23 protein-coding genes are annotated in these 23,323 nt (G+C 70.3%); 16 read left to right on the top strand and 7 right to left on the bottom strand.

Going from position 1 to position 23,323, the window contains the following annotated elements; translation table 11 throughout:
• Nucleotides 1–1,188 (bottom strand): histidine kinase, encoded by a 1,188-nt coding sequence (locus ACX80N_RS15415; protein ID WP_459340090.1) that lies wholly within the window; start codon nt 1,186–1,188, stop codon nt 1–3.
• A gap of 221 nt (nt 1,189–1,409) precedes the next feature.
• Here ACX80N_RS15415 and ACX80N_RS15410 point away from each other — a divergent pair, with 221 nt between their 5' ends.
• Nucleotides 1,410–1,793 carry a DUF485 domain-containing protein gene (locus ACX80N_RS15410; RefSeq protein WP_105031527.1) on the top strand — a complete coding sequence of 128 codons (384 nt, stop codon included), beginning with the start codon at nt 1,410–1,412 and terminating at the stop codon, nt 1,791–1,793.
• Nucleotides 1,794–1,819: 26 nt separating this feature from the next.
• The gene (locus ACX80N_RS15405; protein ID WP_105031669.1) at nt 1,820–3,427 is read left to right on the top strand and encodes a solute symporter family protein; all 1,608 of its coding nucleotides are present in this window, start codon (nt 1,820–1,822) and stop codon (nt 3,425–3,427) included.
• A 78-nt stretch (nt 3,428–3,505) separates the two neighbouring features.
• Here ACX80N_RS15405 and ACX80N_RS15400 read toward each other — a convergent pair whose 3' ends face one another.
• Entirely contained in the window at nt 3,506–3,982 is a 477-nt protein-coding gene (locus ACX80N_RS15400) for an Lrp/AsnC family transcriptional regulator (protein ID WP_105031528.1), read from the bottom strand.
• A gap of 187 nt (nt 3,983–4,169) precedes the next feature.
• Between ACX80N_RS15400 and pdhA the strand changes: the two genes are divergently transcribed.
• From pdhA to ACX80N_RS15385, 3 genes are read left to right on the top strand one after another with little or no spacing between them, the layout of a single operon-like run.
• Complete coding sequence (gene pdhA / locus ACX80N_RS15395; protein WP_459340089.1) at nt 4,170–5,372, top strand: pyruvate dehydrogenase (acetyl-transferring) E1 component subunit alpha; 1,203 nt, start codon at nt 4,170–4,172, stop codon at nt 5,370–5,372.
• Entirely contained in the window at nt 5,372–6,406 is a 1,035-nt protein-coding gene (locus tag ACX80N_RS15390) for an alpha-ketoacid dehydrogenase subunit beta (RefSeq protein WP_105031529.1), read from the top strand. Before pdhA ends, ACX80N_RS15390 begins: the two co-directional genes overlap by 1 nt.
• The gene (locus ACX80N_RS15385) at nt 6,403–7,872 is read left to right on the top strand and encodes a dihydrolipoamide acetyltransferase family protein (RefSeq protein WP_459340088.1); all 1,470 of its coding nucleotides are present in this window, start codon (nt 6,403–6,405) and stop codon (nt 7,870–7,872) included. The genes ACX80N_RS15390 and ACX80N_RS15385 overlap by 4 nt, the downstream gene beginning before the upstream one ends.
• A 64-nt stretch (nt 7,873–7,936) precedes the next feature.
• Here ACX80N_RS15385 and ACX80N_RS15380 read toward each other — a convergent pair whose 3' ends face one another.
• The 4 genes from ACX80N_RS15380 to ACX80N_RS15365 form a co-directional block, all read right to left on the bottom strand.
• On the bottom strand, nt 7,937–8,479 hold the full coding sequence (locus ACX80N_RS15380) for an SRPBCC family protein (protein WP_459340087.1): 543 nt from the start codon (nt 8,477–8,479) through the stop codon (nt 7,937–7,939).
• A complete protein-coding gene (locus tag ACX80N_RS15375) occupies nt 8,476–8,838 on the bottom strand; it encodes an ArsR/SmtB family transcription factor (protein ID WP_459340086.1) in 363 nt (120 codons plus the stop codon). The genes ACX80N_RS15380 and ACX80N_RS15375 overlap by 4 nt, the downstream gene beginning before the upstream one ends.
• 108 nt (nt 8,839–8,946) lie before the next feature.
• The gene (locus ACX80N_RS15370) at nt 8,947–9,414 is read right to left on the bottom strand and encodes a GNAT family N-acetyltransferase (protein ID WP_459340085.1); all 468 of its coding nucleotides are present in this window, start codon (nt 9,412–9,414) and stop codon (nt 8,947–8,949) included.
• Nucleotides 9,415–9,503: 89 nt separating this feature from the next.
• The gene (locus ACX80N_RS15365; RefSeq protein WP_105031534.1) at nt 9,504–10,115 is read right to left on the bottom strand and encodes a TetR/AcrR family transcriptional regulator; all 612 of its coding nucleotides are present in this window, start codon (nt 10,113–10,115) and stop codon (nt 9,504–9,506) included.
• Between the two features lie 119 nt (nt 10,116–10,234).
• Here ACX80N_RS15365 and ACX80N_RS15360 point away from each other — a divergent pair, with 119 nt between their 5' ends.
• From ACX80N_RS15360 to ACX80N_RS15325, 8 genes are all read left to right on the top strand, one after another.
• Entirely contained in the window at nt 10,235–11,842 is a 1,608-nt protein-coding gene (locus ACX80N_RS15360) for a carboxyl transferase domain-containing protein (protein ID WP_459340084.1), read from the top strand.
• A gap of 4 nt (nt 11,843–11,846) precedes the next feature.
• Nucleotides 11,847–13,904, top strand: a complete 2,058-nt coding sequence (locus ACX80N_RS15355; RefSeq protein WP_459340083.1) for an acetyl/propionyl/methylcrotonyl-CoA carboxylase subunit alpha — start codon at nt 11,847–11,849, stop codon at nt 13,902–13,904.
• A complete protein-coding gene (locus ACX80N_RS15350) occupies nt 13,901–15,073 on the top strand; it encodes an acyl-CoA dehydrogenase family protein (protein ID WP_105031537.1) in 1,173 nt (390 codons plus the stop codon). The genes ACX80N_RS15355 and ACX80N_RS15350 overlap by 4 nt, the downstream gene beginning before the upstream one ends.
• A 55-nt stretch (nt 15,074–15,128) precedes the next feature.
• Nucleotides 15,129–15,926, top strand: coding sequence for a CoA transferase subunit A (locus ACX80N_RS15345; RefSeq protein ID WP_459340082.1), 798 nt, complete (start codon nt 15,129–15,131; stop codon nt 15,924–15,926).
• A 2-nt stretch (nt 15,927–15,928) separates the two neighbouring features.
• The gene (locus tag ACX80N_RS15340; RefSeq protein WP_459340099.1) at nt 15,929–16,579 is read left to right on the top strand and encodes a CoA transferase subunit B; all 651 of its coding nucleotides are present in this window, start codon (nt 15,929–15,931) and stop codon (nt 16,577–16,579) included.
• Entirely contained in the window at nt 16,576–17,082 is a 507-nt protein-coding gene (locus ACX80N_RS15335; RefSeq protein ID WP_459340081.1) for a MaoC family dehydratase, read from the top strand. The genes ACX80N_RS15340 and ACX80N_RS15335 overlap by 4 nt, the downstream gene beginning before the upstream one ends.
• Nucleotides 17,046–17,903 carry an HpcH/HpaI aldolase/citrate lyase family protein gene (locus ACX80N_RS15330; RefSeq protein WP_459340080.1) on the top strand — a complete coding sequence of 286 codons (858 nt, stop codon included), beginning with the start codon at nt 17,046–17,048 and terminating at the stop codon, nt 17,901–17,903. Before ACX80N_RS15335 ends, ACX80N_RS15330 begins: the two co-directional genes overlap by 37 nt.
• Before the next feature lie 84 nt (nt 17,904–17,987).
• Complete coding sequence (locus ACX80N_RS15325) at nt 17,988–18,536, top strand: dihydrofolate reductase family protein (protein WP_459340079.1); 549 nt, start codon at nt 17,988–17,990, stop codon at nt 18,534–18,536.
• A gap of 100 nt (nt 18,537–18,636) precedes the next feature.
• Here ACX80N_RS15325 and ACX80N_RS15320 read toward each other — a convergent pair whose 3' ends face one another.
• Nucleotides 18,637–19,755, bottom strand: coding sequence for an HNH endonuclease signature motif containing protein (locus ACX80N_RS15320; protein ID WP_459340078.1), 1,119 nt, complete (start codon nt 19,753–19,755; stop codon nt 18,637–18,639).
• A 229-nt stretch (nt 19,756–19,984) separates the two neighbouring features.
• Between ACX80N_RS15320 and dxr the strand changes: the two genes are divergently transcribed.
• From dxr to ACX80N_RS15305, 3 genes are read left to right on the top strand one after another with little or no spacing between them, the layout of a single operon-like run.
• Entirely contained in the window at nt 19,985–21,259 is a 1,275-nt protein-coding gene (gene dxr / locus ACX80N_RS15315) for a 1-deoxy-D-xylulose-5-phosphate reductoisomerase (RefSeq protein WP_459340077.1), read from the top strand.
• Nucleotides 21,256–22,599 (top strand): M50 family metallopeptidase, encoded by a 1,344-nt coding sequence (locus ACX80N_RS15310; RefSeq protein ID WP_459340076.1) that lies wholly within the window; start codon nt 21,256–21,258, stop codon nt 22,597–22,599. Before dxr ends, ACX80N_RS15310 begins: the two co-directional genes overlap by 4 nt.
• Before the next feature lie 39 nt (nt 22,600–22,638).
• Nucleotides 22,639–23,253: a MarR family transcriptional regulator gene (locus ACX80N_RS15305; protein ID WP_459340075.1), complete on the top strand. Its 615-nt coding sequence runs from the start codon at nt 22,639–22,641 to the stop codon at nt 23,251–23,253.
• Nucleotides 23,254–23,323: the final 70 nt, after the last annotated feature.

Genomic DNA, 23,323 nt, shown 5'->3' with positions numbered 1-23,323 from the left:
TCATGCCCGGTGATCGGGCTGCGACTTGGGCACGCGCATGGTGATGAGCGTCCCGGCGCCGGGGGCGGTGTCGATGACGAGTCCGTGGTCGTCGCCGTACACCTGGCGCAGGCGCGAATCGACGTTCCGCAGGCCAACGTGCACGTCCTCGGTGTGTCCGGCGAGGACCGAGCGCAGGTGGTCGGGGTCGATCCCCACGCCGTCGTCCTCGATGGTCACCTCGGCGAACGCGCCGACATCGTGCGCGGTGATGGTGATGTTCCCGACGCCGTCCTTCGAGTCCAGGCCGTGGCGCACCGCGTTCTCGACGAGGGGCTGGAGGCTGAGGAAGGGGATGACCGTGCTGAGGACCTCGGGACCGATCTCGAGGCTGACCCGGAGGCGGTCCCCGAACCGCGCGCGTTCGAGCAGCAGGTAGCGGTCGATGCTGCGCAGTTCCTCGGCCACCGTGGTGAAGTCGCCGTGGCGGCGGAACGAGTAGCGGGTGAAGTCGGCGAACTCCACCACCAGCTCGCGGGCCCGCTGCGGATCGGTGTTGATGAAGGACGCGATGGCGTTGAGCGAGTTGTAGATGAAGTGCGGGCTGATCTGCGCGCGCAGGGCCCGGACCTCCGCCTCCGCGAGCAGCCGGCGGGAGGAGTCCAGTTCCGCCAGTTCCACCTGCGTGGACACCCACCCGGCGAGTTCGTTGGTGGCGCGGACGAGCCCGGCGTTGACGTCGCCGGCGAAGGCGCCGACCGTACCCACCACGCGGTCGTCCACGCGGACGGGGGAGAGGACCAGCTCGCCGAGGCCCGGCAGGCCCGCGTCCTCGAGGCGCTGGCGCCGGACGATCTGCGTGCGGCCGCTCTCGAGGACCCGGCGGACGAGCGGCATCACGTCCGGCGGGGTGCCCCGCCCGCCGTCCCACGCCAGGACGCCGGCGTCGTCGCTCATCATGAGGATGTCGCACCGCAGGAGCCCCCGCAGGTGCCGGCTGGCCTTCGAGGCACCCGACGGCGTCAGGCCCTCGCGCAGGTGCTCCGAGGCGAGGGCCGCCGTGTGCAGGGTGGCGTAGGTGGCGCGGTCGGCGTCGGAGCCGAGGTCCCGGTAGGAGCGCGAGAGCCGGAATCCGAGCGAGGCCACGACGGCGAGGGTGATGACGGCCACGGCGCACACCAGTGCGGTGTCGACGGCGGCGCTGAACATGGTCCCAGCGTATCGTCCGCCGTCGGGCCCCCGACCGTGCCGTTCGTCGCGCTCCGGGACCGTTCGGCGCACCCCGCTGTACGCTCACCGATGCGCGGCATGGCGGACGTGGCACCGCGCCGCCGTGGTGCCGCAGAGTGATGGGAGTCACACCGGCGTGCCCTCCTGCGCGGCCGTCCTCGCCGCTCCGTGCCCGGGTGACTCCCCGAGAAGGAGGAATCATGGGTTCGCACCCGATAGGGCCGGCCGCCGGCTCCGGTGCTGCCGTGGACTTCACCGAAGTCCAGCAGACCGAGCAGTTCAGGGAACTGCGCAAGCGCCACCGCAGTTTCGTCTTCCCCATGGCAGTGTTCTTCCTGCTCTGGTACTTCGCCTACGTGCTGCTCGCCGACTACGCGCACGAGTTCATGGCCACGCCGGTCTTCGGCAACATCAACATCGGCATCATCCTGGGGCTGCTGCAGTTCGTCAGCACCTTCGCCATCACCATGTGGTACGTCAGCTACGCCAACAGGCGCCTCGACCCGATCGCCGCAGAGCTGCGGCACGAGCTCGAGGAAGCGGCACCCGAAGCCTTCATCGACCCCGCAGGAGACAAGAAGTGAGCATTCTCCCCAGCGCGGCCGTCCGCGTGCCGCTCCAGACCGCCGAGACCACCACCGTGGGCTCGCCGCTGCTGAACATCGCCATCTTCGGCCTGTTCGTCGCGATCACCCTGGTGATCGTGCTCCGGGCCAGCCGCAACAACAAGACGGCGGCCGACTACTACGCCGCCGGCCGGTCCTTCACCGGCGGACAGAACGGCACCGCCATCGCGGGCGACTACCTCTCCGCGGCGTCGTTCCTCGGCATCGTGGGCGCCATCGCCATCAACGGCTACGACGGCTTCCTCTACTCGATCGGATTCCTCGTCGCGTGGCTCGTGGCCCTGCTGCTCGTCGCCGAGCTGCTCCGCAACACCGGCAAGTTCACGATGGCGGACGTGCTGTCCTTCCGCCTCAAGCAGCGCCCGGTCCGCATCGCCGCCGCCATCACCACGCTGGCGGTCTGCTTCTTCTACCTGCTCGCCCAGATGGCGGGCGCGGGCGGCCTCGTCTCGCTCCTGCTCGGGATCGACGACCGCCTCGGCCAGTCCGTGGTCATCACGGTGGTCGGCGTCCTGATGATCATGTACGTGCTGATCGGCGGCATGAAGGGCACCACCTGGGTGCAGATCATCAAGGCGTGCCTGCTGATCGCCGGAGCGTTCATCATGACCGTCTGGGTGCTGGCGCTGCACGGCTTCAACCTCTCCACGCTGCTCGGCGCGGCCATCGAGACCTCCGGCAACGCCGCGATCACGAGCCCCGGCCTGCAGTACGGCGTCAGCGCCACCACGCGCCTGGACTTCCTGTCCCTGGCGCTGGCCCTGGTGCTCGGCACGGCAGCCCTGCCGCACGTGCTGATGCGTTTCTACACGGTGCCCACGGCCAAGGAGGCCCGCCGGTCGGTGGTCTGGGCCATCTGGCTCATCGGCGCGTTCTACCTGTTCACGCTCGTCCTCGGTTACGGCGCCAGTGCGCTGATCGGCGCGGACCGCATCAAGGCCGCACCCGGCGGCGTCAACTCGGCGGCTCCGCTCCTGGCCTACGAGCTCGGCGGGTCGATCCTGCTCGGACTCATCTCCGCGGTCGCGTTCGCCACGATCCTCGCGGTCGTCGCGGGGCTGACCATCACGGCGGCCGCCTCCTTCGCCCACGACATCTACGCGAGCGTCATCCGCAAGGGCAAGGTCAACCCCGACGGCGAGGTGAAGGTGGCACGCCGCACGGTGATCGTCATCGGCCTGCTCTCGATCGCCGGCGGCATCGGAGCACAGGGGCAGAACGTCGCGTTCCTCGTGGCGCTCGCCTTCGCCGTGGCGGCCAGCGCGAACCTGCCCACCATCCTGTACTCCCTCTTCTGGCGGAAGTTCAACACGCAGGGCGCCATCTGGAGCATGTACGGCGGGCTCGGCTCGGCCATCCTGCTGATCGCACTCTCGCCCGTGGTCTCCGGCGGTGCGACGTCGATGATCAAGGGGGCGGATTTCTCGGTGTTCCCGCTCAGCAACCCGGGCATCGTCTCGATCCCGCTGGCGTTCTTCCTCGGCTGGCTGGGCACCGTCCTGTCCCGCACCGAGGAGGACCCGATGAAGCAGGCCGAGATGGAGGTACGCTCGCTCACCGGCGTCGGCGCCGAGAAGGCCACCGACCACTGATCGGATCGGCTCCTCGAGCCGACAGGAGGCCGTCCCACCCTCGCGGTGGGGCGGCCTCGTGCGTGGAGGCCGGACGCTTCAGGGCGCCGTGCGGGGACCGCGGGCGAGCAGCGGCTCCACGCGGAACGGGATGAGCTCGCCCATCGCGAGCGAGGTGTCGCACCGCTCCACGCCGTCGCAGGCGAGGATCTTGCCGTTGATGCGGAAGAGGTCCTCGGCGTCGACGGCGACCACCCGCACCAGGATGTCGGCCTGGCCCGTCAGTCCGAAGGCCTCGATGACCTCGGGCACCGCCGCGATGCTCCGCGTGATGGCCGCCAGCTTCTGCTGCTGCACGTGGACGTGGATGAACGCGGTCAGCGGATAGCCGAGCGACGCCGTGTTGATGCGCCGCTCGAACGAGAGGAAGACCGATTTCTTCTCGAGCTGCGCCATCCGTGCCTGGACGGTGTTCCGGGACAGCCCCAGCTTCTGCGCGAGGGCGACGACCGTGCGCCGGGGGTCCTTGGCCATCGCCTGCAGCAGGCGTGTGTCGGTGAGGTCCAGGGGTTGCATAGTGCGCAACGCTAACACGCCCGTTCGCGCCCGAATAGTGCAATCTGCTCAGTCCAAGCGACAACGGTTGTGCCACCTGTTCCCTGTGAGTAGGGTCACACTCACTCAGGGTAAAGGCGCCCGGAGCCCCTCCCGCCGTGCTGACAGGCCGGCGGAGGGTCGCCTGCGAGGACGAAGGTTGCGTGCAATGGCTCAGGATGGCATCCTGCCGGGATCGGGATCCGAGGAGAGGGTCGAGGCCCCCGGGGAAACGGCCGGACAGACGGGCGGTACGGTCCACCCCGGACCCTCCCGCCCCGGCGCGGACGGGCCGGTCCAGCTCATCGACTCCTCCGGCGTCCGGCACCCGCACGACCACTACGACGCCCTCGTGGCCGACGTCGACGGCCCCGCCCTGCAGAAGCTCTACGAGGACATGGTGGTGGTGCGGCGCATCGACGCCGAGGCCACCGCGCTGCAGCGCCAGGGGGAGCTCGCGCTCTGGCCCCCGCTGCTCGGCCAGGAGGCGGCGCAGATCGGATCCGGCCGGGCCCTGCGCTCCGACGACTTCGTCTTCTCCAGCTATCGCGAGAACGCCGTCGCCTACTGCCGCGGGGTGGACCTCGCGGACATCCTGCGCGTCTGGCGCGGCAACGCCTCCTCGGGCTGGGACCCCTACACCATCAACATGGCGACGCCGCAGGTCATCATCGGGGCGCAGACCCTCCACGCCACCGGCTACGCCATGGGCATCCTCAACGACGGCGCCGACGCCGTCGCCGTGACCTACTTCGGCGACGGCGCCACGAGCCAGGGCGACGTCAACGAGGCGATGGTCTTCGCCGCCAGCTACCAGGCGCCGGTGGTGTTCTTCTGCCAGAACAACCACTGGGCCATCTCGGAGCCGGTGGGGCTGCAGGCCCACGTGCCCATCGCGCGCCGCGCTCCCGGCTTCGGCATCCCCTCGGTGCGGGTCGACGGCAACGACGTCCTCGCATGCCTGGCCGTGACCCGCGAGGCCCTCGCCAGGGCACGCTCGGGCGGCGGACCCACCTTCATCGAGGCCGTGACCTACCGCATGGGACCGCACACGACGGCGGACGACCCGACCCGCTACCGCGACGCCAACGAGCTCGAGGACTGGGCGGCCCGCGACCCGCTGGCGCGGCTCGCCACGCTGCTGGACTCGCGCGGCCTGCTCGAGGCCGACTACACGGACGCGGTGAAGGCGAAGGCCGACGCCGTCGCCGCCGAACTGCGCGAGGGCTGCCTCTCGATGCCGGAACCGGCGCCGTCGGACGTCTTCCGGCACGTCTACAGCGAGCCCAACTCCTGGCTGGAGCGCCAGCAGGACCACTACGAGCGCTACCTCGCCTCCTTCACCCCCGCACCGCAGGAAGGACCCCGCTGATGTCCACCATGACCTTCGGCCGTGCGATCAACGCAGGCCTGCGCCGCGCCATGGACAACGACCCCAAGGTGGTCCTCATGGGCGAGGACATCGGCAAGCTCGGAGGGGTCTTCCGGATCACCGACGGGCTGCAGAAGGACTTCGGCCCGCACCGCGTCCTCGACAGCCCACTGGCCGAGGCCGGCATCATGGGCACCGCCGTCGGCATGGCCTACCGCGGGTACCGCCCGGTGGTGGAGATCCAGTTCGACGGCTTCATCTACCCGGCGTTCGACCAGATCGTGTGCCAGGTGGCGAAGCTGCACTACCGCACGCAGGGCGCGGTGAAGATGCCCATCACCATCCGCGTACCCTTCGGCGGCGGCATCGGCTCGCCCGAGCACCACTCGGAGTCGCCCGAGGCGTACTTCACCCACACCTCCGGCCTGCGCGTGGTCAGCGTCTCGAACCCGCAGGACGCCTACACGATGATCCAGCAGGCCATCGCCAGCGACGACCCCGTGCTGTACTTCGAGCCCAAGCGCCGCTACCACGTCAAGGGCGAGGTGGACGAGGCAGCGGATCCGGCGTCGTCGGACATGGGGGCCGCACGCGTGGTCACCGAGGGGACGGACGTCACGCTCGTGACCTACGGCCCGCTCGTGCCGACCGCCCGCGACGCCGCCGTCGCCGCGTCCGACGACGGCACCTCGATCGAGGTCATCGACCTCCGGTCGCTCGCCCCGATCGACTTCGCGACCGTCGAGGCGTCCGTCCGCAAGACCGGCCGGCTCGTCGTCACGCACGAGGCCGCGCAGTCCGGCGGACTCGGTGCGGAGATCGCCGCGAGCATCACGGAGCGGTGCTTCGACTACCTCGAGCACGCCCCCGTGCGCATCACGGGCTTCGACATCCCCTACCCGTACTCCAAGCTCGAGTTCCACCACCTCCCGGACCTCGACCGGATCCTCGACGGTGTGGACCGCGTGATGCGCCGACCGAACTCCCTGAGCGGGCTCGAGGGCGCGCCCACCCCCCAAGGAGCAGCACAGTGACGGCCACGACCTCGACCACCGTCCGCGAGTTCCGCCTGCCCGACCTCGGCGAGGGGCTCACGGAGTCGGAGATCGTGCAGTGGCACGTCGCCGAGGGAGACACCGTGGAGCTGAACCAGATCATCGCCGACGTCGAGACCGCCAAGGCCGTGGTCGAACTGCCCTCGCCCTACGCCGGCGTCGTCGTCCGCCTCCACGAGCCGGCCGGGACCACCGTCGATGTCGGAGCACCGATCGTCTCCTTCGCGGTGGCGGGGGAGTACGACGGCGGCGTCCCCGCGGCAGGTGAACACGGTCCTGCCGTGCGTGCGGTGCTTCCCGGCCCGTCCGTCGCCGACGAGGTACCTGCGAAGCGCGAACCGAATCTCGTGGGCTACGGGGCGGCGATCGAGAAGGGCGGGCGTCCGCAGCGTCGCCACCGCGTGCTTCCGCCATCGACGCCTGCGATGGCGCCGGCCGGTTCGGCACAGGTTGCCGTGATGGCGCAGATCCCGTCACCGGTGCCGGCTGCCGTCGCGCCGGCACCCTCCGGCCGCGTGCTCGCCGAGCGCCCGCGGTCCACTCCTCCCGTCCGCAAGCTCGCGCGTGACCTGGGCATCCCGCTCGACGGACTGCAGGGCACCGGTCCCGGTGCCCTGATCACGCGGGCCGACGTCCTCGCCGCCCTGGCAGGGATCGAGGGCAGTGCTGGAGCATCGTCGTCCGCGCCGTCCCTCCCGTCGCAGGCCTCATCGCCGGACCCGCGCCAGGCTGCACATCCGGCAGCGGGTCAGACACGTATCCCGATCAGGGGGGTGCGGAAGCACACGGCCGCCGCCATGGTCGCGAGCGCCTTCACGGCACCGCACGTCACCGAGTTCCTCACCATCGACGTCACGCCGACCATCGACCTGCTGGCGGAGCTGAAGCAGACCCGCACGTTCGAGGGGATCAGGGTCACACCGCTGACCATCGTGGCGAAGGCCGTGTGCATCGCGCTCCAACGCAATCCGAGCCTCAACTCGTCGTGGGACGAGGCGACGCAGGAGATCGTGCAGTACGCGGACGTGAACCTCGGCATCGCCGCCGCCACCCCGCGCGGCCTGCTCGTACCGCACATCAGGGCCGCGCAATCCCTGGCGCTCGCGGACCTCGCACGATCCCTCACGGCGCTGACCGAGACCGCGCGGGCGGGGAAGACCTCCCCGGCGGACCTGTCCGGCGGGACGATCACGATCACCAACATCGGCGTCTTCGGGATCGATGCGGGAACACCGATCCTCAATCCGGGAGAGGCCGCGATCCTGGCGGTCGGAGCCGTGCGTCGCATGCCGTGGGAGTACCAGGACGCCGTCGCCCTCCGCTCGGTGCTGACGCTCAGCCTGTCCTTCGACCACCGGCTCGTGGACGGTGAGCAGGGGTCGCGCTTCCTCGCGGACGTGGGGACGATCCTCCGGAATCCGGCCATGGCCCTCACGATGGTGTGACGCTCGGGTCATAGGGGCGGACGCTGGACTGCCGTGTCCCACGACCTCGGCACACCCCGGTGCCTTAGGAGAAGAGGTCGCGGTAGCCCTCGGAGCGCTCGAGGTAGGGCTCCCACGGAATCCGGCCCGGGTCGGCACCGCCGACCGCGGCGACGAGGCGATCGAGGTAGTAGTCCCAACCGGGGCCGACACTCCCGACCATGTCTGCTCCCACCGGCCCGTCGGGGATGACCTGCGTGAACGTGAGGGTCGTCAATCCGTCCGCCTCGCTGAGCTCCAGGGTGTGCTGCCAGGTCACGCGCGGGCCGGATCCGTCGGGGGAGAAGGAAGCGCCCTCGCGGCTGCGTACCACGAAGCGGTGCGGCGGCTCGCAGGCCTCCACGAGGTAGACCTCCTCGGGCACGTCGTCGCCCTCGGCTGTCATCCGGAACGAGACCTCACCGGAGGCCGGATCGCCGCTCCACGTACCGATCCACCGCTGCATCCGCTGCGGCTCGGTGCAGGCTGCCCAGACGTCGTCGAGCGGGGCGGCGAACAAACGGGTGAAGACGATCTGCTCGGCGCCGTCGCGCGTCTCGCGATGGCCGAACGGGGTGGTGGTGCTCATGCGCTGTCCTCCTGGTGATCGTTCCTGCGATGGTCCGGGCTCCGTTCGCGGACGGTACGACGGACCTCGAGATCGAGCGCGTCGAAGGCCGCCTCGCCGAACGGTGGTGGAGGTCGCAGCTCGTCGAGCAGGTCGGCCACCGGCATGAGACCGGCGCCCTCGAGCACGTAGTGCCTCTCGCGGCCGTGGTCCTCCACCGAGACCAGCCCGGCCTCGGTGAGCAGCCGGAGGTGCTTGCTGACGGCGGGGCGGCTGATCGGCTGGGCGGCGGCGAGATCGACCACCCGGGCCGGGCCTGCTGCCAGCGCGCGAAGGAGCTCACGGCGTACGGGGTCGGCGAGGGCTGCGAACGGATCCACCCCCTATTGGTAACTCTTCGGTTACCAATCTGTCAACCGTCCGGCCGGGGCGTCCGGCGGGCGGACGGGGAGCCGGGCCGTTCCGCCGCCGGCGGCCGTCCTACAGGGTCACGCCAGTTCGAGGATGAGCTCGCGCACCACGGCGCCACGGGCGGGGGCGAAGCCCTGCGTCTCGCCGACCTGCCGGAAGCCCCAGCGCTCGAGGATGCGGATGGAACTCGCGTTGTCGGCCACGGCGCGTGCCCGGATGGGCCGCTCGGTGACCTCGGCGAGGAACTGGCCCACGGCGGCCGTGGTGATGCCCTGGCCCCAGCGGGCGCGGTCCACCCAGTAGCTGATCTCCGGGGCGTCGTCGTCGTGGTAGGCGAGGATGCTGCCCACCACCGCGCCGTCGGACAGGATGGTCCGCACCGTGATCCGGCGGTCGTTGAGGATGTCCTGCCAGTGGTGGTCGAACACGCCGCGGTCCGCGGGATTCTTGGCACCGAAGGCGGCCATGTGGTTGGCACTCGGGTCCAGCTGGTGCGAGAAGAACTCGTCGAGGTCGGTTGCTTCAACGGGACGTAGCGTGATCACGGCGGTACTTTCAGTCGGTGGGGCCGGGCGGGCTGCGCGGCGGATTCCTTTGTTCAGCGTACTAGGCGGTCCTGCGCACGTCGGCTGCGTCATGCGGTCAGGGCGGCCCACGCCATGTCCTGCAGCAGGTCGCGGAGCAGCGTGAGCTCGCGCGGCGAGGTGGTGCGGCGCGTGGTGTGCGGGGTCGAGTTGATGAGGCCGAAGACGGCGTGCACCTTGCGCCGCAGCAGCGCCCGGTCCGTTCGGGGCAGGAAGGCGCCGAGCTCGTCCACCCACACCTGCACGTAGCTGCGCTGCAGCGACCGCACGGCGCGCTGGTCGTCGTGCGGGAGGGAACCCAGATCACGGTCCTGGACGCGGATGACGTCCGCGTTGTTCAGGGCGAACTCCACCTGGAACCGGATGAGCCCGCGCAGGGCCTCCTCCGGGGAGGGCGCCCCGGCCGCGACGGCACGGCCACCCTCGAGCAGGTCCTCGCTGACCCCGGTGAGGAGGGCGGAGAGGACGGAGGGCTTGCCGGTGAAGTGCCGGTAGACGGCCGGACCGCTGACGCCGGCGGCGGCACCGAGGTCCTCGATGGACACGCCGTTGTAGCCGCGGTCGGCGAAGAGCTGGGCGGCGGCGTCGAGCAGCGCTGCCCGACGGCTCGCCTTCGCGATGCTTCGACCGGTCACGGGGACCGCGGTGGGTGACGCCTCCATGTCGGTCCTTCTCGTCCGCCGGGGGATTCCTCCCCTCATTGTCATGGACATCCGGGTTAATGACCACTAACCTGAGTTCGGTTAGCGAATGCTAACTGAACAGCGCGAGGAAGTAGTCGATGGAGACTCTGGCATCGAAGGTCGATCCGCTCTCGGCGGCGTTCTCCGCGAACGCGGCGGCCCAGGCGGAACTGGTCGGCGACCTCCGCCGTCGCCTGGCCACGGCAGCCCTGGGCGGCCCCGAACGCTCCCGCGACCGGCACATCGCCCGCGGCAAGCTCCTGCCGCGTGAGCGCATCGACCACCTGCTCGACGACGGCAGCCCCTTCCTCGAGATCGCGCCCCTGGCCGCGAACGGGATGTACGACGACGAGTGCCCGGGCGCAGGCGTCATCGCCGGGATCGGGCTCGTCCACGGCCGCCACGTCCTCGTGCTCTCCAACGACGCCACCGTCAAGGGCGGGACGTACTACCCGATGACGGTCAAGAAGCACCTCCGGGCACAGGAAATCGCCCTCGAGAACAACCTGCCGTGCGTGTACCTCGTCGACTCGGGCGGGGCCTTCCTGCCGCGGCAGGACGAGGTCTTCCCCGACCGGAACCACTTCGGCCGGATCTTCTACAACCAGGCCACCATGTCGGCCCGGAAGATCCCGCAGATCGCGGCCGTGCTGGGAAGCTGCACCGCCGGTGGTGCCTACGTGCCGGCCATGAGCGACGAGACCGTCATCGTCCGGAACCAGGGCACCATCTTCCTGGGCGGCCCGCCCCTCGTGAAGGCAGCCATCGGCGAGGTGGTCACGGCGGAGGAGCTCGGTGGCGGCGACGTCCACTCCCGGATCTCCGGCGTCACCGACCATCTCGCCGAGAACGACCAGCACGCGCTGGAGATCGTCCGCGACATCATCGCCACCCTGCCGCCGGCCCTGCCGACGACGGCGGCGCAGACGCCCGTCCTCGAACCCGCCGTCGCGCCCGACGAGCTCTACGGCGCCGTGCCGGTCGACGTCAACGCCTCCTACGACGCCCGGGAGGTCATCGCGCGGATCGTCGACGGTTCCCTGTTCCACGAGTTCAAGCGCGAGTACGGCACCACCCTCGTCACCGGCTTCGCGACCATCCACGGACACCGTGTGGGCATCGTCGCCAACAACGGCGTGCTGTTCAGCGAGTCCGCACTCAAGGGCGCCCACTTCATCGAGCTCTGCGACCAGCGCGGCGTACCCCTGGTGTTCCTGCAGAACCTGTCCGGTTTCATGGTGGGCAAGGACTACGAGGCCGGCGGCATCGCGAAGAACGGCGCCAAGATGGTCACCGCCGTCGCCACCGCGCGCGTGCCGAAGCTCACCGTGGTCGTCGGAGGGTCCTTCGGGGCCGGCAACTACTCGATGTGCGGCCGGGCGTTCTCGCCCCGGTTCCTGTGGATGTGGCCGGCGAGCCGCATCTCCGTGATGGGTGGCAACCAGGCGTCGTCGGTGCTCGCCACCGTCAAGCGGGACCAGCTCGAGGCGCGCGGCGAACAGTGGCCGTCCGACGAGGAGGAGGCGTTCAGGGCGCCGATCCGCGACCAGTACGAGGCGCAGGGCAACCCCTACTACTCGACGGCGCGCCTGTGGGACGACGGCGTGATCGACCCCGCGGACACCCGCACCGTGCTCGGCCTCGCGCTCGATGTCTGCGCCAACGCGCCCCTGCCCGATACCTCCTTCGGCCTCTTCCGGATGTGACCCGATGATCTCCGATTCCACCCCCGGTACGACCCCGTGGGCCTTCGACACCGTCCTGGTGGCCAACCGCGGCGAGATCGCCTGCCGCGTGATCCGCTCCGTCCGGGCCCTGGGCCTGCGCTCCGTCGCGGTGTACAGCGACGCCGACGCCGGTGCCCGGCACGTCCTCGAGGCGGACGTCGCCATCCGCATCGGTACCGCGGCGCCGTCGGAGAGCTACCTGTCCATCCCCGCGGTCGTGGAGGCCTGCCGCCGCACCGGAGCGGGCGCGGTCCACCCCGGCTACGGGTTCCTCAGTGAGAACGCGGCCTTCGCCGACGCACTGCGCGACGCCGGGATCGTGTTCATCGGTCCGAGCGTGCACGCGCTCGACGTCATGGGGGACAAGATCCGCTCGAAGAACCACGTGGCCGGCTTCGGCGTGCCCGTGGTCCCCGGCATCGCCGAACCGGGTCTGTCCGACGACGACCTGGTCCGCGCCGCCGTGAACGTCGGCTTCCCCCTGCTCATCAAGCCGTCCGCCGGCGGCGGCGGCAAGGGCATGCACGCCGTCCACCGCGCCGAGGACCTCCCCGACGTGCTCGCCACCGCCCGGCGCGTCGCGGCCCGTGCGTTCGGCGACGACACCCTGTTCCTGGAGCGGCTCATCGAACGTCCCCGCCACATCGAGGTGCAGGTGCTCGCCGACGGCCACGGCTCCGTCATCCACCTCGGCGAGCGCGAGTGCTCGCTGCAGCGTCGGCACCAGAAGGTCATCGAGGAGGCGCCGTCGGCCCTGCTCGACGAGCCGACACGCCGCCGCATCGGCGAGGCGGCCTGCGCCGCGGCCCGCAGCGTCGACTACACCGGCGCCGGGACCGTGGAGTTCCTCGTGTCCGACGCCGCACCCGACGAGTTCTTCTTCATGGAGATGAACACGCGCCTGCAGGTGGAGCACCCCGTCACGGAACTCGTGACCGGCGTCGACCTCGTCGAATGGCAGATCCGCATCGCCGCCGGTGAGCCGCTGCCGCTCACGCAGGACGACGTCGTCCTCACCGGTCACGCCGTCGAGGCCCGCGTGTACGCCGAGAACCCCGAGGCCGGGTTCCTCCCATCCACCGGGACCGTCCTGGCGCTCGCCGAGCCGACCGGTGAGGGCATCCGCGTGGACAGCTCGCTGCTGCCCGGTGGCACGATCTCGTCGTCCTACGATCCGATGCTCTCCAAGGTCATCGCCTGGGGAGCGGACCGGCGCGAGGCTCTCGACCGCCTCGACGCCGCGCTCGCCGGCACCGTGCTGCTCGGCGTGGACACGAACATCGAATACCTCCGCCTCCTCGTGAACGACGACGACGTAAGGGCAGCCCGGCTCGACACGACCCTGATCGAGCGCAAGCTCCCGGCCCTCGCCTTCCGTCACCTCGGCGCGGAGGACCTCGCCCTCGCTGCCGTGCTGCTCGTCGAGGCCGGGCTCGAGGCGGTCCCGGGCGGTTCGCCCTGGCACCGCGGTGACGGGTTCAGGCTCGGCACACCCCGACCACGGATGGTGACGCTGGAGGCCGACGGGTCCACGACCCCGGTCCGGCTCCTGCGCACCGACGGGGCATGGGAGGCGACGATCGAGGGCGCGACCCACACCGTCGGTGTCGACGCCGGCGGAGCGACCATCGACGGTGTGCGATCCCGCCGCTCCTACCGGGTGGACGGCGACACCGTGTGGCTGGGCGACGCCGGGTGGTCCGCCCGCGTGCGTCGACCGGGCCGACGCGAACTGCTCGACGCCGCCCTGTCCCGCATCTCACGAGCGGAAGGATCGGCCGACCCGCTGGTCCGCAGCCCCATGCCGGGCACCGTGGTGTCCGTGTCCGTCGAGGACGGCGCCGTCGTCGAGGCGGGGGACGTCCTCGTGGCCGTCGAGGCCATGAAGATGGAACACCAGCTCACCGCCGCGCTCGCCGGCGTCGTCCGCCTGTCCCTGAAGCCCGGGGACCTCGTGAAGGCACAGCAGATCCTCGCAACCATCGAAGCCGCCCCCGAGGGCGGCCCGGCAACCATCTCCACGGAAGGCAGCGCAGCATGAATTTCGAACTGAGCGAGGAGTACCAGGACCTCGTCGACACCGTCCGCGAGTTCGCCGACGAGGTCGTGGCACCCGTCTCCGCCAAGCACGACGCCGAGCACAGCTTCCCCTACGAGGTGGTCAAGCAGATGGGGGACATGGGCCTGTTCGGTCTGCCGTTCCCCGAGGAGTACGGGGGCATGGGCGGGGACTACTTCGCGCTGTGCCTGGCGCTCGAGCAGCTGGCACGCGTCGACCAGTCGGTGGCCATCACCCTCGAGGCCGGTGTCTCGCTGGGGGCCATGCCGGTCTACCGCTTCGGCACCGAGGAGCAGAAGCAGCAGTGGCTGCCCTCCCTCGCCGCCGGCCAGGCCCTCGGCGGCTTCGGCCTCACCGAGTCCGAGGCCGGGTCCGACGCCTCGGGCACCAAGACGACGGCCACCCTCGAGCAGGGCGCCGACGGTCCCGAATGGGTGATCAACGGCACCAAGGAGTTCATCACGAACTCGGGGACCGACATCACCTCGCTGGTGACCGTCACCGCGGTGACCGGCACCTCCCAGCGGCCGGACGGCACGGTGAAGAAGGAGATCTCCACCATCCTCGTCCCCTCGGACACGCCGGGCTTCACGGCCGAGAAGGCCTACAACAAGGTGGGCTGGAACGCATCGGACACCCACCCGCTCACCCTCCGGGACGTCCGGGTCCCCGAGGCGAACCTGCTGGGCACACGCGGCCGGGGCTACGCGAATTTCCTGCAGATCCTCGACGAGGGCCGGATCGCCATCGCCGCGCTCGCGACCGGCGCCGCGCAGGGCTGTGTGGAGCAGTCCATCCGGTACGCGGGGGAGCGCATGGCGTTCGGCAGCACCATCGGTGCCTACCAGTCCATCCAGTTCAAGATCGCCCGTATGCAGGTCCGTGCGCACACCGCGCGCCTGGCCTACTACGACGCCGCCTCGCGCATGCTCGCGGGCAAGCCGTTCAAGACGCAGGCCTCCATCGCGAAGCTCGTGGCCGGCGAGGCCGCCATGGACAACGCACGCGATGCGACGCAGATCTTCGGCGGCTACGGTTTCATCAACGAGTTCGTGGTGTCGAGGCACTACCGTGACTCGAAGATCCTCGAGATCGGTGAGGGGACCACGGAGGTCCAGCTCATGCTGATCGCGAGGGAACTCGGCCTCTAGGCCGGTCCGACCAGGCCGTCGGCGGGTTCGGCAGCGGCGACACGAAGGAGAAGCAGTGATCGACAAGGTGGTTGGCAGTGCGGCGGAGGCCGTCGCGGACATCCCCGACGGCGCGTCCCTCGCCGTCGGCGGATTCGGACTGTGCGGCATCCCGGTGACACTCATCGACGCCCTGCACGCGCAGGGGACGGCGGAGCTCGAGACGGTGAGCAACAACTGCGGTGTGGACGACTGGGGTCTCGGCATCCTGCTGTCCGACCACCGCATCCGCCGTACCGTCAGCTCCTACGTGGGCGAGAACAAGGAGTTCGCGCGCCAGTACCTCTCGGGCGAGCTCGAGGTGGAGCTGACCCCGCAGGGCACCCTCGCCGAGAAGCTCCGTGCGGGCGGTGCGGGCATCCCCGCGTTCTTCACGACGGCGGGGGTCGGCACCCAGGTCAGCGAGGGGGGCCTTCCCCAGCGTTACGACACCGAGGGCAACGTCGCCGTCGCCTCGAGGCCCAAGGAGGTGCGGTCCTTCGACGGCGTCGACTACGTGCTCGAGGAGTCCCTGCGGCCCGACTACGCGCTCGTGCACGCGTGGAAGGGCGACCGCCACGGCAACCTCGTCTTCCACGCCACCGCGATGAACTTCAACCCCCTGTGCGCCCAGGCCGGTGCGATCACGATCGCGGAGGTCGAGGAACTCGTGGAGCCCGGCGAGCTCGACCCCGGGGAGATCCACACGCCGGGCATCTTCGTGCAGCGCGTCGTCGTGGCGCCCGGCGTGGAGAAGCGCGTGGAGAAGCGCACCGTGTCCCTCGATGGTTCCCCCGATCCGCAGGCCGGCGTCAACGCACCCGAAGGAGCATGAGCATGGCACTGACCCGGAACGAACTCGCGGCTCGAGTCGCCCAGGAACTCCAGAACGGCCAGTACGTGAACCTGGGCATCGGGATGCCCACGCTGATCCCGAACTACATCCCCGACGGCGTGGAGGTGGTGCTGCACTCCGAGAACGGCATCCTCGGCGTCGGCCCGTATCCGATGGAGGACGCGGTGGACCCCGACCTCATCAATGCGGGCAAGGAGACCGTCACGGCCAACGCCGGGGCGGCGTTCTTCGACTCCGCATCGTCGTTCGGCATGATCCGTGGGGGGCACGTGGACGTCGCCGTCCTCGGGGCCATGGAGGTCGCGCAGAACGGCGATCTCGCCAACTGGATGGTCCCGGGCAAGATGGTCAAGGGCATGGGCGGTGCGATGGACCTCGTGTTCGGTGCCAAGCGCGTGATCGTCATGATGGAGCACGTGGACCGTGCCGGTCGCCCGAAGATCGTCGAGGCCTGCTCGCTGCCGCTGACCGGCAAGGGCTGTGTGGACCGGATCATCACGGATCTCGCCGTGATCGACGTCGAACCGGAAGGTCTCGTGCTGCGTGAGACCGCTCCCGGTGTGGGCGTCGAGGACGTCGTCGCTGCCACCGGAGCGCGGCTGCGGATCGATCTCGCGGAAGCGGCTGCGTGACCAGTTCCCTGCCGGAGCGCCCGGTCATCGAGCAGCGCGGGCTCTACTTCGACGAGCTAGAGGTCGGCGCTGTGTATGCGCACCGTCCCGGCCGCACCCTCACGGAGGCGGACAACGTCCTGTTCACGACGCTGACGATGAACACGCAGGCACTGCACCTCGATGCCGCGTGGTCGGCGGGGCAGCCCTTCGGGCAGCGGCTCGTGAACTCGATGCTGACCCTCGCGACGCTCGTCGGGCAGTCCGTCTCGCAGCTGACGCAGGGCACCATCGTGGCGCAGCTCGGACTCACCGACGTCGCCTTCCCGAAGCCGTTGTTCCACGGTGACACCCTCTACACCGAGACGGAGATCACCGGTGTCCGGCCGTCGTCGTCCCGCCCGGGGCAGGGCGTCGTGACCATGGCCCACACCGGGCGGAACCAGCACGGGGACATCGTGGCGACGGCGACCCGCAGCGTGCTCATGTGGTCCTCGACGGCGCGGCAGTCGGTGCCTTCGTGAGCGCCATCGTCCTGGGGCCGGCCCTGCTCTTCTGTCCCGCGGACCGTCCCGAACGGTACGCCAAAGCCGCCGACCGTTCCGACACCGTGATCCTCGACCTCGAGGACGCCGTCGCGCCGGCCGCGAAACCCGCCGCGCGCGGCGCGCTCGCCGAGGCCGCGCTGTCCCGGCATCACACGGTGGTGAGGCTCAACGCCGTCGGAACCCCCGACTTCGCCCTCGACTGCGAGGCCGTCCGCGGCACCGCGTATCGCACGGTGATGCTCGCGAAGACAGAGGTCCCCGAGGACGTCGCAGCGGTCCGGGACGTGCTCGGTGACGTGGACGTCATCGCGCTGTGCGAGACCGCCCGCGGCGTCGTGAACGCGGTGGACATCGCGGCCACCGAGGGCGTCGTCGCCCTCATGTGGGGCGCGGAGGATCTCGTGGCCTCCCTCGGGGGCACCTCGAGCAGGACACCTGCCGGGACCTATCGTGCCGTTGCACTCCAGGCGCGCTCACAGGTGCTGCTGGCGGCAGGTGCGGCAGGTGTGGGCTGCATCGATGCCGTGTACGTGGACATCGCCGATACCGAAGGGCTCACCGACGAGGCGGACGACGCCGTCGCGTCGGGCTTCTCGGCGAAGGCGTGCATCCACCCGGGGCAGGTCGCTGCGGTCCGTGCCGCCTTCGCGCCCGACGACGCCGAGGTGGAGCGGGCCCGAGCGCTCCTGGCGGCGGCCGAGCACGAGCGCGGGGTCTTCACGTTCGAGGGTCGCATGGTGGACGAGCCGATCCTTCGCCATGCCCGCAGTGTCCTGGCGAGGGCGCAGCGCAGCTGAGGATCTGGTCGGACTCCCAGCCCCGATGCAGGGGCCTTCGAGGCAGGGGGTTGTGGACCGCAAGGTTTTCCGTACGCTGGGGCGATGCAGCCGCTGCGATACTCCATCAACATCACCCTGGACGGGTGCTGCGACCACCGTGAGGGCGCGTCGGACGAGGAGTTGCATCGTCACGCTGTGGAGAACCTCGAGCGGGCCGACGCCCTTCTGTTCGGCCGGGTCACGTACGAGATGATGGAGGCAGCGTTCCGCGCGCCGGTCCCGGGAGGCGCGGAGCCCGCGTGGACGGAGCCCTTCGCACGGACGATCGACGCGGCGAAGAAGTACGTCGTGTCGAGCACCCTGGAGCATGTCGACTGGAACGCCGAACTGTTGCGCGGTGACCTGGCAGAGGCGGTGCTGGAGCTCAAGCGGGAGCCGGGCAGGGGACTGTTCACGGGCGGGGTGACGCTTCCTCTCGCCCTGGCGGAACTGGGCCTGATCGACGAGTACGAGTTCGTGGTGCACCCACGGATCGCAGGCCATGGCCCTACCCCCTTCAGGGGACTCTCCGAGCGCGTCGACCTCCGCCTGGTCGACCGGCAGGAGTTCGGTTCCGGAGCGGTGGCGCTTCGGTACGAACCGCGGCGTTAGCTGTTCGGTTCTGCCGCATCGAACCCGTCTGTTCTCGCCGAGGTGATCGGACGGCGCCGCTCTCGCCGGACCTGCCGTGGCGTCGCCGTCCGCCCGACTGTCAGAAGGGAGGCAGGGATTCCACGTCGGCCACCCGTTCAGCATCCATCGCGGTCTCGAAGTCGCGCAGAAGGGCGATGGCAGAGGTTCCCGGCCCGGCGGGCGGCGGTTCGGGCGGCGTCGTGTACGTACGGCCGCCCGGGGACAGCCAGGTCAGTCCGCCGTCGGGCTCGCGCATGGGCGTCCAGTCCGTCTGGTGCTTGAGCACATGGTGTCGTTTGCAGACGGGGTGGAGGTTCTCATGGCTGGTCGATCCGTCATCGGCCCAGGCGACCAGGTGGTCCAGGTCGCAACGGCTCGCCGGACGCATGCAGCCGAGGAAACTGCACGTTTCGTCCCTCAGGTGGACCCACATCCGGAGGTCCTCGCTCGGGCGGTACCACGCCATTCCATCCTGATCCGGCTCGAACACGACGCAGCGGTCGGCTGCGGCGTTCACCCGGCGGGCGGTCAGCGTCTCGGGGTGCAGTCTCTCCCGCAGCCGCCGGCACCGGGCAAGCAACCTGGGCCGGTTCAGGTCTCCCGCGAAGTCCAGGACCTCGGTTTCGAACGACTGCACGGCTTCGTCCGGGAGGGTGCGGGACTGCTCCACGACGACCGATGCGCGTGCAGGACAGATGTCACCCTTCTCGAGGGCAGCCAGGGTGTTCCTCAGTTCACCGGTCAAGGTCAGTGACTCCGAGGCGAGCCGCGAAGCGGCCCCTTCGGACAGCTTCAGCAGTGCTGCGGTCTCCACGACCGTCTCGGTGAACGCGAGGGACGAGGACCGTCCGGACCAGGTGTGGTGCCCCCGATCGCTGAACGTGTGAACCTGAGCGACCCATCGGGTCCGCTGGGCGGCTGCCCAGGACGCCAGCCGGTCGGCCGCACGCAGCAGGTCGAGTGTGACCGCGAGACCGGCTGCACCGGATGGGCCGTACGTGGCGTCCTGCAACCGGGCCACCAGACCTGACGGCGAGGCGATCTCGACCCGTGCCCGCGCGTGCTCGTCGACGTCAGCGCCGTCGGCTCCCCACTCGTCCATCGAACCGAGGATCTCGTCGAACGCATCCGCGGGCCATCCCGAGGTCGCCTCGTCGTAGGCGTCCTCGAGGGTCAGCAGCGCCGATCCGGTGGTCATAGCTCATCCAATCACCCGGCGCCGACACTATCGGCGCTCGTCAGAGGGCGGAGAACAGCCGTTCACGCAGCCCCACGCCCCCGCACAGTGCAGCGCAGGGCGCACGCTCCCCGCCGAGCCGAGCTGCACGCCCTCGCGTGGTGCAGGCGGCCAGACGCCGTCGAGGCCGGACGGCTTCGACCCCGGCTCCGAGGGGGTGTCCACCCGTAGTCTGCGCGATACTGGGGCCATGGATTTCAGCAACCTCACGCGGGACCACCGGCGCGTCTCCATCCTCGGGTCCACCGGCTCCATCGGCACGCAGGCACTCGACGTGATCGCCGCCGCTCCCGATCGTTTCAGCGTCGCCGGTCTCAGCGCCGGAGGGCGGAACGTGGAGCTGCTCGCCCGCCAGGCCGTCGCCGTCCGTGCTCCCGCCGTCGGAGTCGCTTCAGGGACCGAGGCCGAGCTCGAGCACGCCATCGGCGAGGCCGCCGACGCCGCCGGAGTCTCGGGATATGCCCCGGAGCTTTTCGCCGGCACGAGCGCGGCAGCAAAGATCGCCGCCTGGCCGGATGCCGACGTCGTCCTCAACGGGATCACCGGATCGATCGGCCTCGAGCCGACCCTCGCCACCCTGGCTGCCGGGCACCTGCTCGCGCTCGCCAACAAGGAGTCGCTGATCGTCGGGGGAGCCCTCGTGCGGGCCGCCGCCGCGCCCGGACAGCTGGTGCCCGTCGACTCGGAGCACTCCGCGATCGCCCAGGCACTGCGCGGAGGGACGGCGGACGAGGTGGACCGTCTCATCCTGACCGCCTCGGGCGGCCCGTTCCGCGGCCTCACGCGCTCGCAGCTGGGCAATGTCACCCCGGCGCAGGCCGTGGCCCATCCGACGTGGGACATGGGCCGGGTGATCAGCACGAACTCCGCGTCCATGGTCAACAAGGCCCTCGAGGTCATCGAGGCGCACCTGCTCTTCGACATCCCGCTGGAGCGGATCGACGTCGTGGTGCACCCGCAGTCCATGATCCACTCGATGGTCCAGTTCATCGACGGCTCGACGCTGGCGCAGGCCTCCCCGCCGGACATGCGCCTCCCGATCGCGCTCGGCATCGGCTGGCCGTTCCGGGTCCCCGGCTCCGCGCGCGCCTGCGACTGGAGCCGGCCCTCGGAGTGGAACTTCGAGCCGCTGGACGAGCAGGCGTTCCCGGCGGTCGCCCTCGCCAAGCGCGCAGCGGCCGAGGGCGGAACGCGCATGGCGGTGTTCAACGCCGCGAACGAGGAAGCCGTGGACGCCTTTCACAGGGGAGCCATAGGTTTCCTTGACATCGTGGACACGGTGTCCGCCGTCGTCGACGACCAGCGCGCGCGGGACGCCGCGGTCGGTGAGAGGACGGACGTCACTCTCGACGCCGTCCTCGAGGCTGAACGCTGGGCACGGACGAGTGCCCGGGCCCGTTGTGGGCTCGGAGACCCGCTGCCGGAGACGGCAGCGGCATCGGAAGGCCAGAAGGAAAAGCTGTGACAGTTCTGTTGTTCCTCGTCGGGGTACTCTTCGTCGTTCTCGGGATCGCTGCGTCGATCGCGCTGCACGAGGTGGGACACCTGGTGCCCGCGAAGCTCTTCCGGGTCCGCGTCACGCAGTACATGGTCGGCTTCGGTCCCACGGTCTGGTCGCGACGCCACGGTGAGACCGAGTACGGGCTCAAGGCGATCCCCGCGGGCGGGTACGTCGCCATGGTGGGCATGTTCCCGCCCGCGACGACCGAGGACGGCGCCGTGCGCCAGTCCAGCACCGGCGTCTTCCAGCAGCTGACCAACGACGCACGGCAGGCCGCGGCCGAGCAGCTCCAACCGGGCGACGAGGACCGCGTCTTCTACAAGCTGCCCATCTGGAAGCGGATCGTCATCATGCTGGGAGGTCCGCTGATGAACCTCCTGATCGGGACGGTGCTGTTCGCCGTCCTCATCATGGGTTTCGGGACCGCGCAGGCCACCACCACCATCTCCTCCGTCTCCGAGTGCGTCGTGCCGGCCAGCCGGCAGGCCGCCACGGACCAGACGGAGTGCGGCGCCGATGACCCCGCCGCCCCGGCCTACGAGGCGGGCCTCCTGCCGGGCGACCGCGTGGTCGCCTTCGACGGACGGGACGTCACCAGCTGGGACGAGCTCTCCGGCTGGATCCGCGATGCCGCCGGTCGTGAGGTCGGCATCTCCTACGTGCGCGACGGTGAGACGATCGACTCGACCATCACGCCCCTGCTGACCGAGCGCCCCGTCGCCACGGCGGACGGTACGGCCGAGGTCGACGACGACGGCACCACGGTGACGCAGGAGGTGGGCTTCATCGGCGTCGGGTCCACGCAGGAGCTCGTCCCGCAACCGGCCACCGAGGTGCTCCCGGCCGTCGGCGACTCGCTGGCGCGCGTGGCCGGGGTGGTGCTCAACCTCCCGCAGCGCGTGGTGGACGTCGGCAAGGCCGCCTTCTCCGATGCGCCCCGCGATCCCGAAGGGCCGATCAGCGTGGTGGGCGTCGGCCGGATCGCGGGTGAGATCTCCGCGATGGAGGAGGTCCCCGTGGCCTCCCGTGCCGCGACCCTCATCGGGCTGGTGGCGGGCGTCAACCTGGCGCTGTTCGTGTTCAACCTCATCCCGCTCCTCCCGCTCGACGGCGGCCACGTGGCCGGAGCGCTGTGGGAAGGGCTCCGCCGCGGCGTCGCCCGCCTGTTCCACCGGCCCGACCCCGGTCCGTTCGACATGGCCAGGCTCCTGCCCCTCACCTACGCCGTGGCGATCCTGCTCATGGGCATGGGCGTCCTGCTGATCTATGCCGACATCGTGAAGCCGGTGAACCTCTTCGGCTGATCGGTTGTAAACCGGATTTCAACCCCATACGGTTGATGAATGTTCGTCCTCACGATCGACCAGGCCGGAAGCCGCACCTCGGCCGACCGCATCCCGGACCTGCTGGAGCTCCTCGCGTCCGTCCCCACTGTCCTGCCGTGGGAGCGGTCGGTCGGCGACGAAGCACAGGGCGTCATCGGGAACGCGCACGACGTCGTCGACGCCGTCCTGCGCTGCCTGCGGGCCGGCGGGTGGTACGTCGGGATCGGCCTCGGTGACGTGGAGCGGCCCTTCCCGCCCTCGCCGCGGGAGGGACGCGGAACAGCGTTCGTGGCGGCTCGGCTCGCCGTCGAACGGGCCAAGAAGACGGGGGAGCGGGCGCCCGTGGCCGTGGAAGGACCGGTCGGTCGGGCGGACACAGCGGCGGAGGCGGAGGGTGTCCTCGCACTGCTCGGCCGTCACGTCCTGGCGCGATCGGAGGCCGAGTGGCGCATCCTCGACCTCCTCCAGCCCGGCGAGCGGGGCACGCAGACCGCCGTCGCCCGCACCCTCGGGATCAGCCCGCAGGCAGTGAGCAAGGCCGCGGCCCGGGCAGCATGGCACGAGGAGCACGCCGTCCGTCCTGCGGCAGCCCGACTCCTGGCCTGGGCCGACGCGGGCGCGGACGACGCGTAGGCCGACGGCGCAGGCGACGACGACGGCAACGTGGAGGCCCGTTGGGGGTGCCGTGCGATAGACATGGAGC

Source organism: Arthrobacter sp. MDT2-16 (genome assembly GCF_054510925.1).
This window is presented reverse-complemented; position numbering and strand designations above follow the sequence as displayed.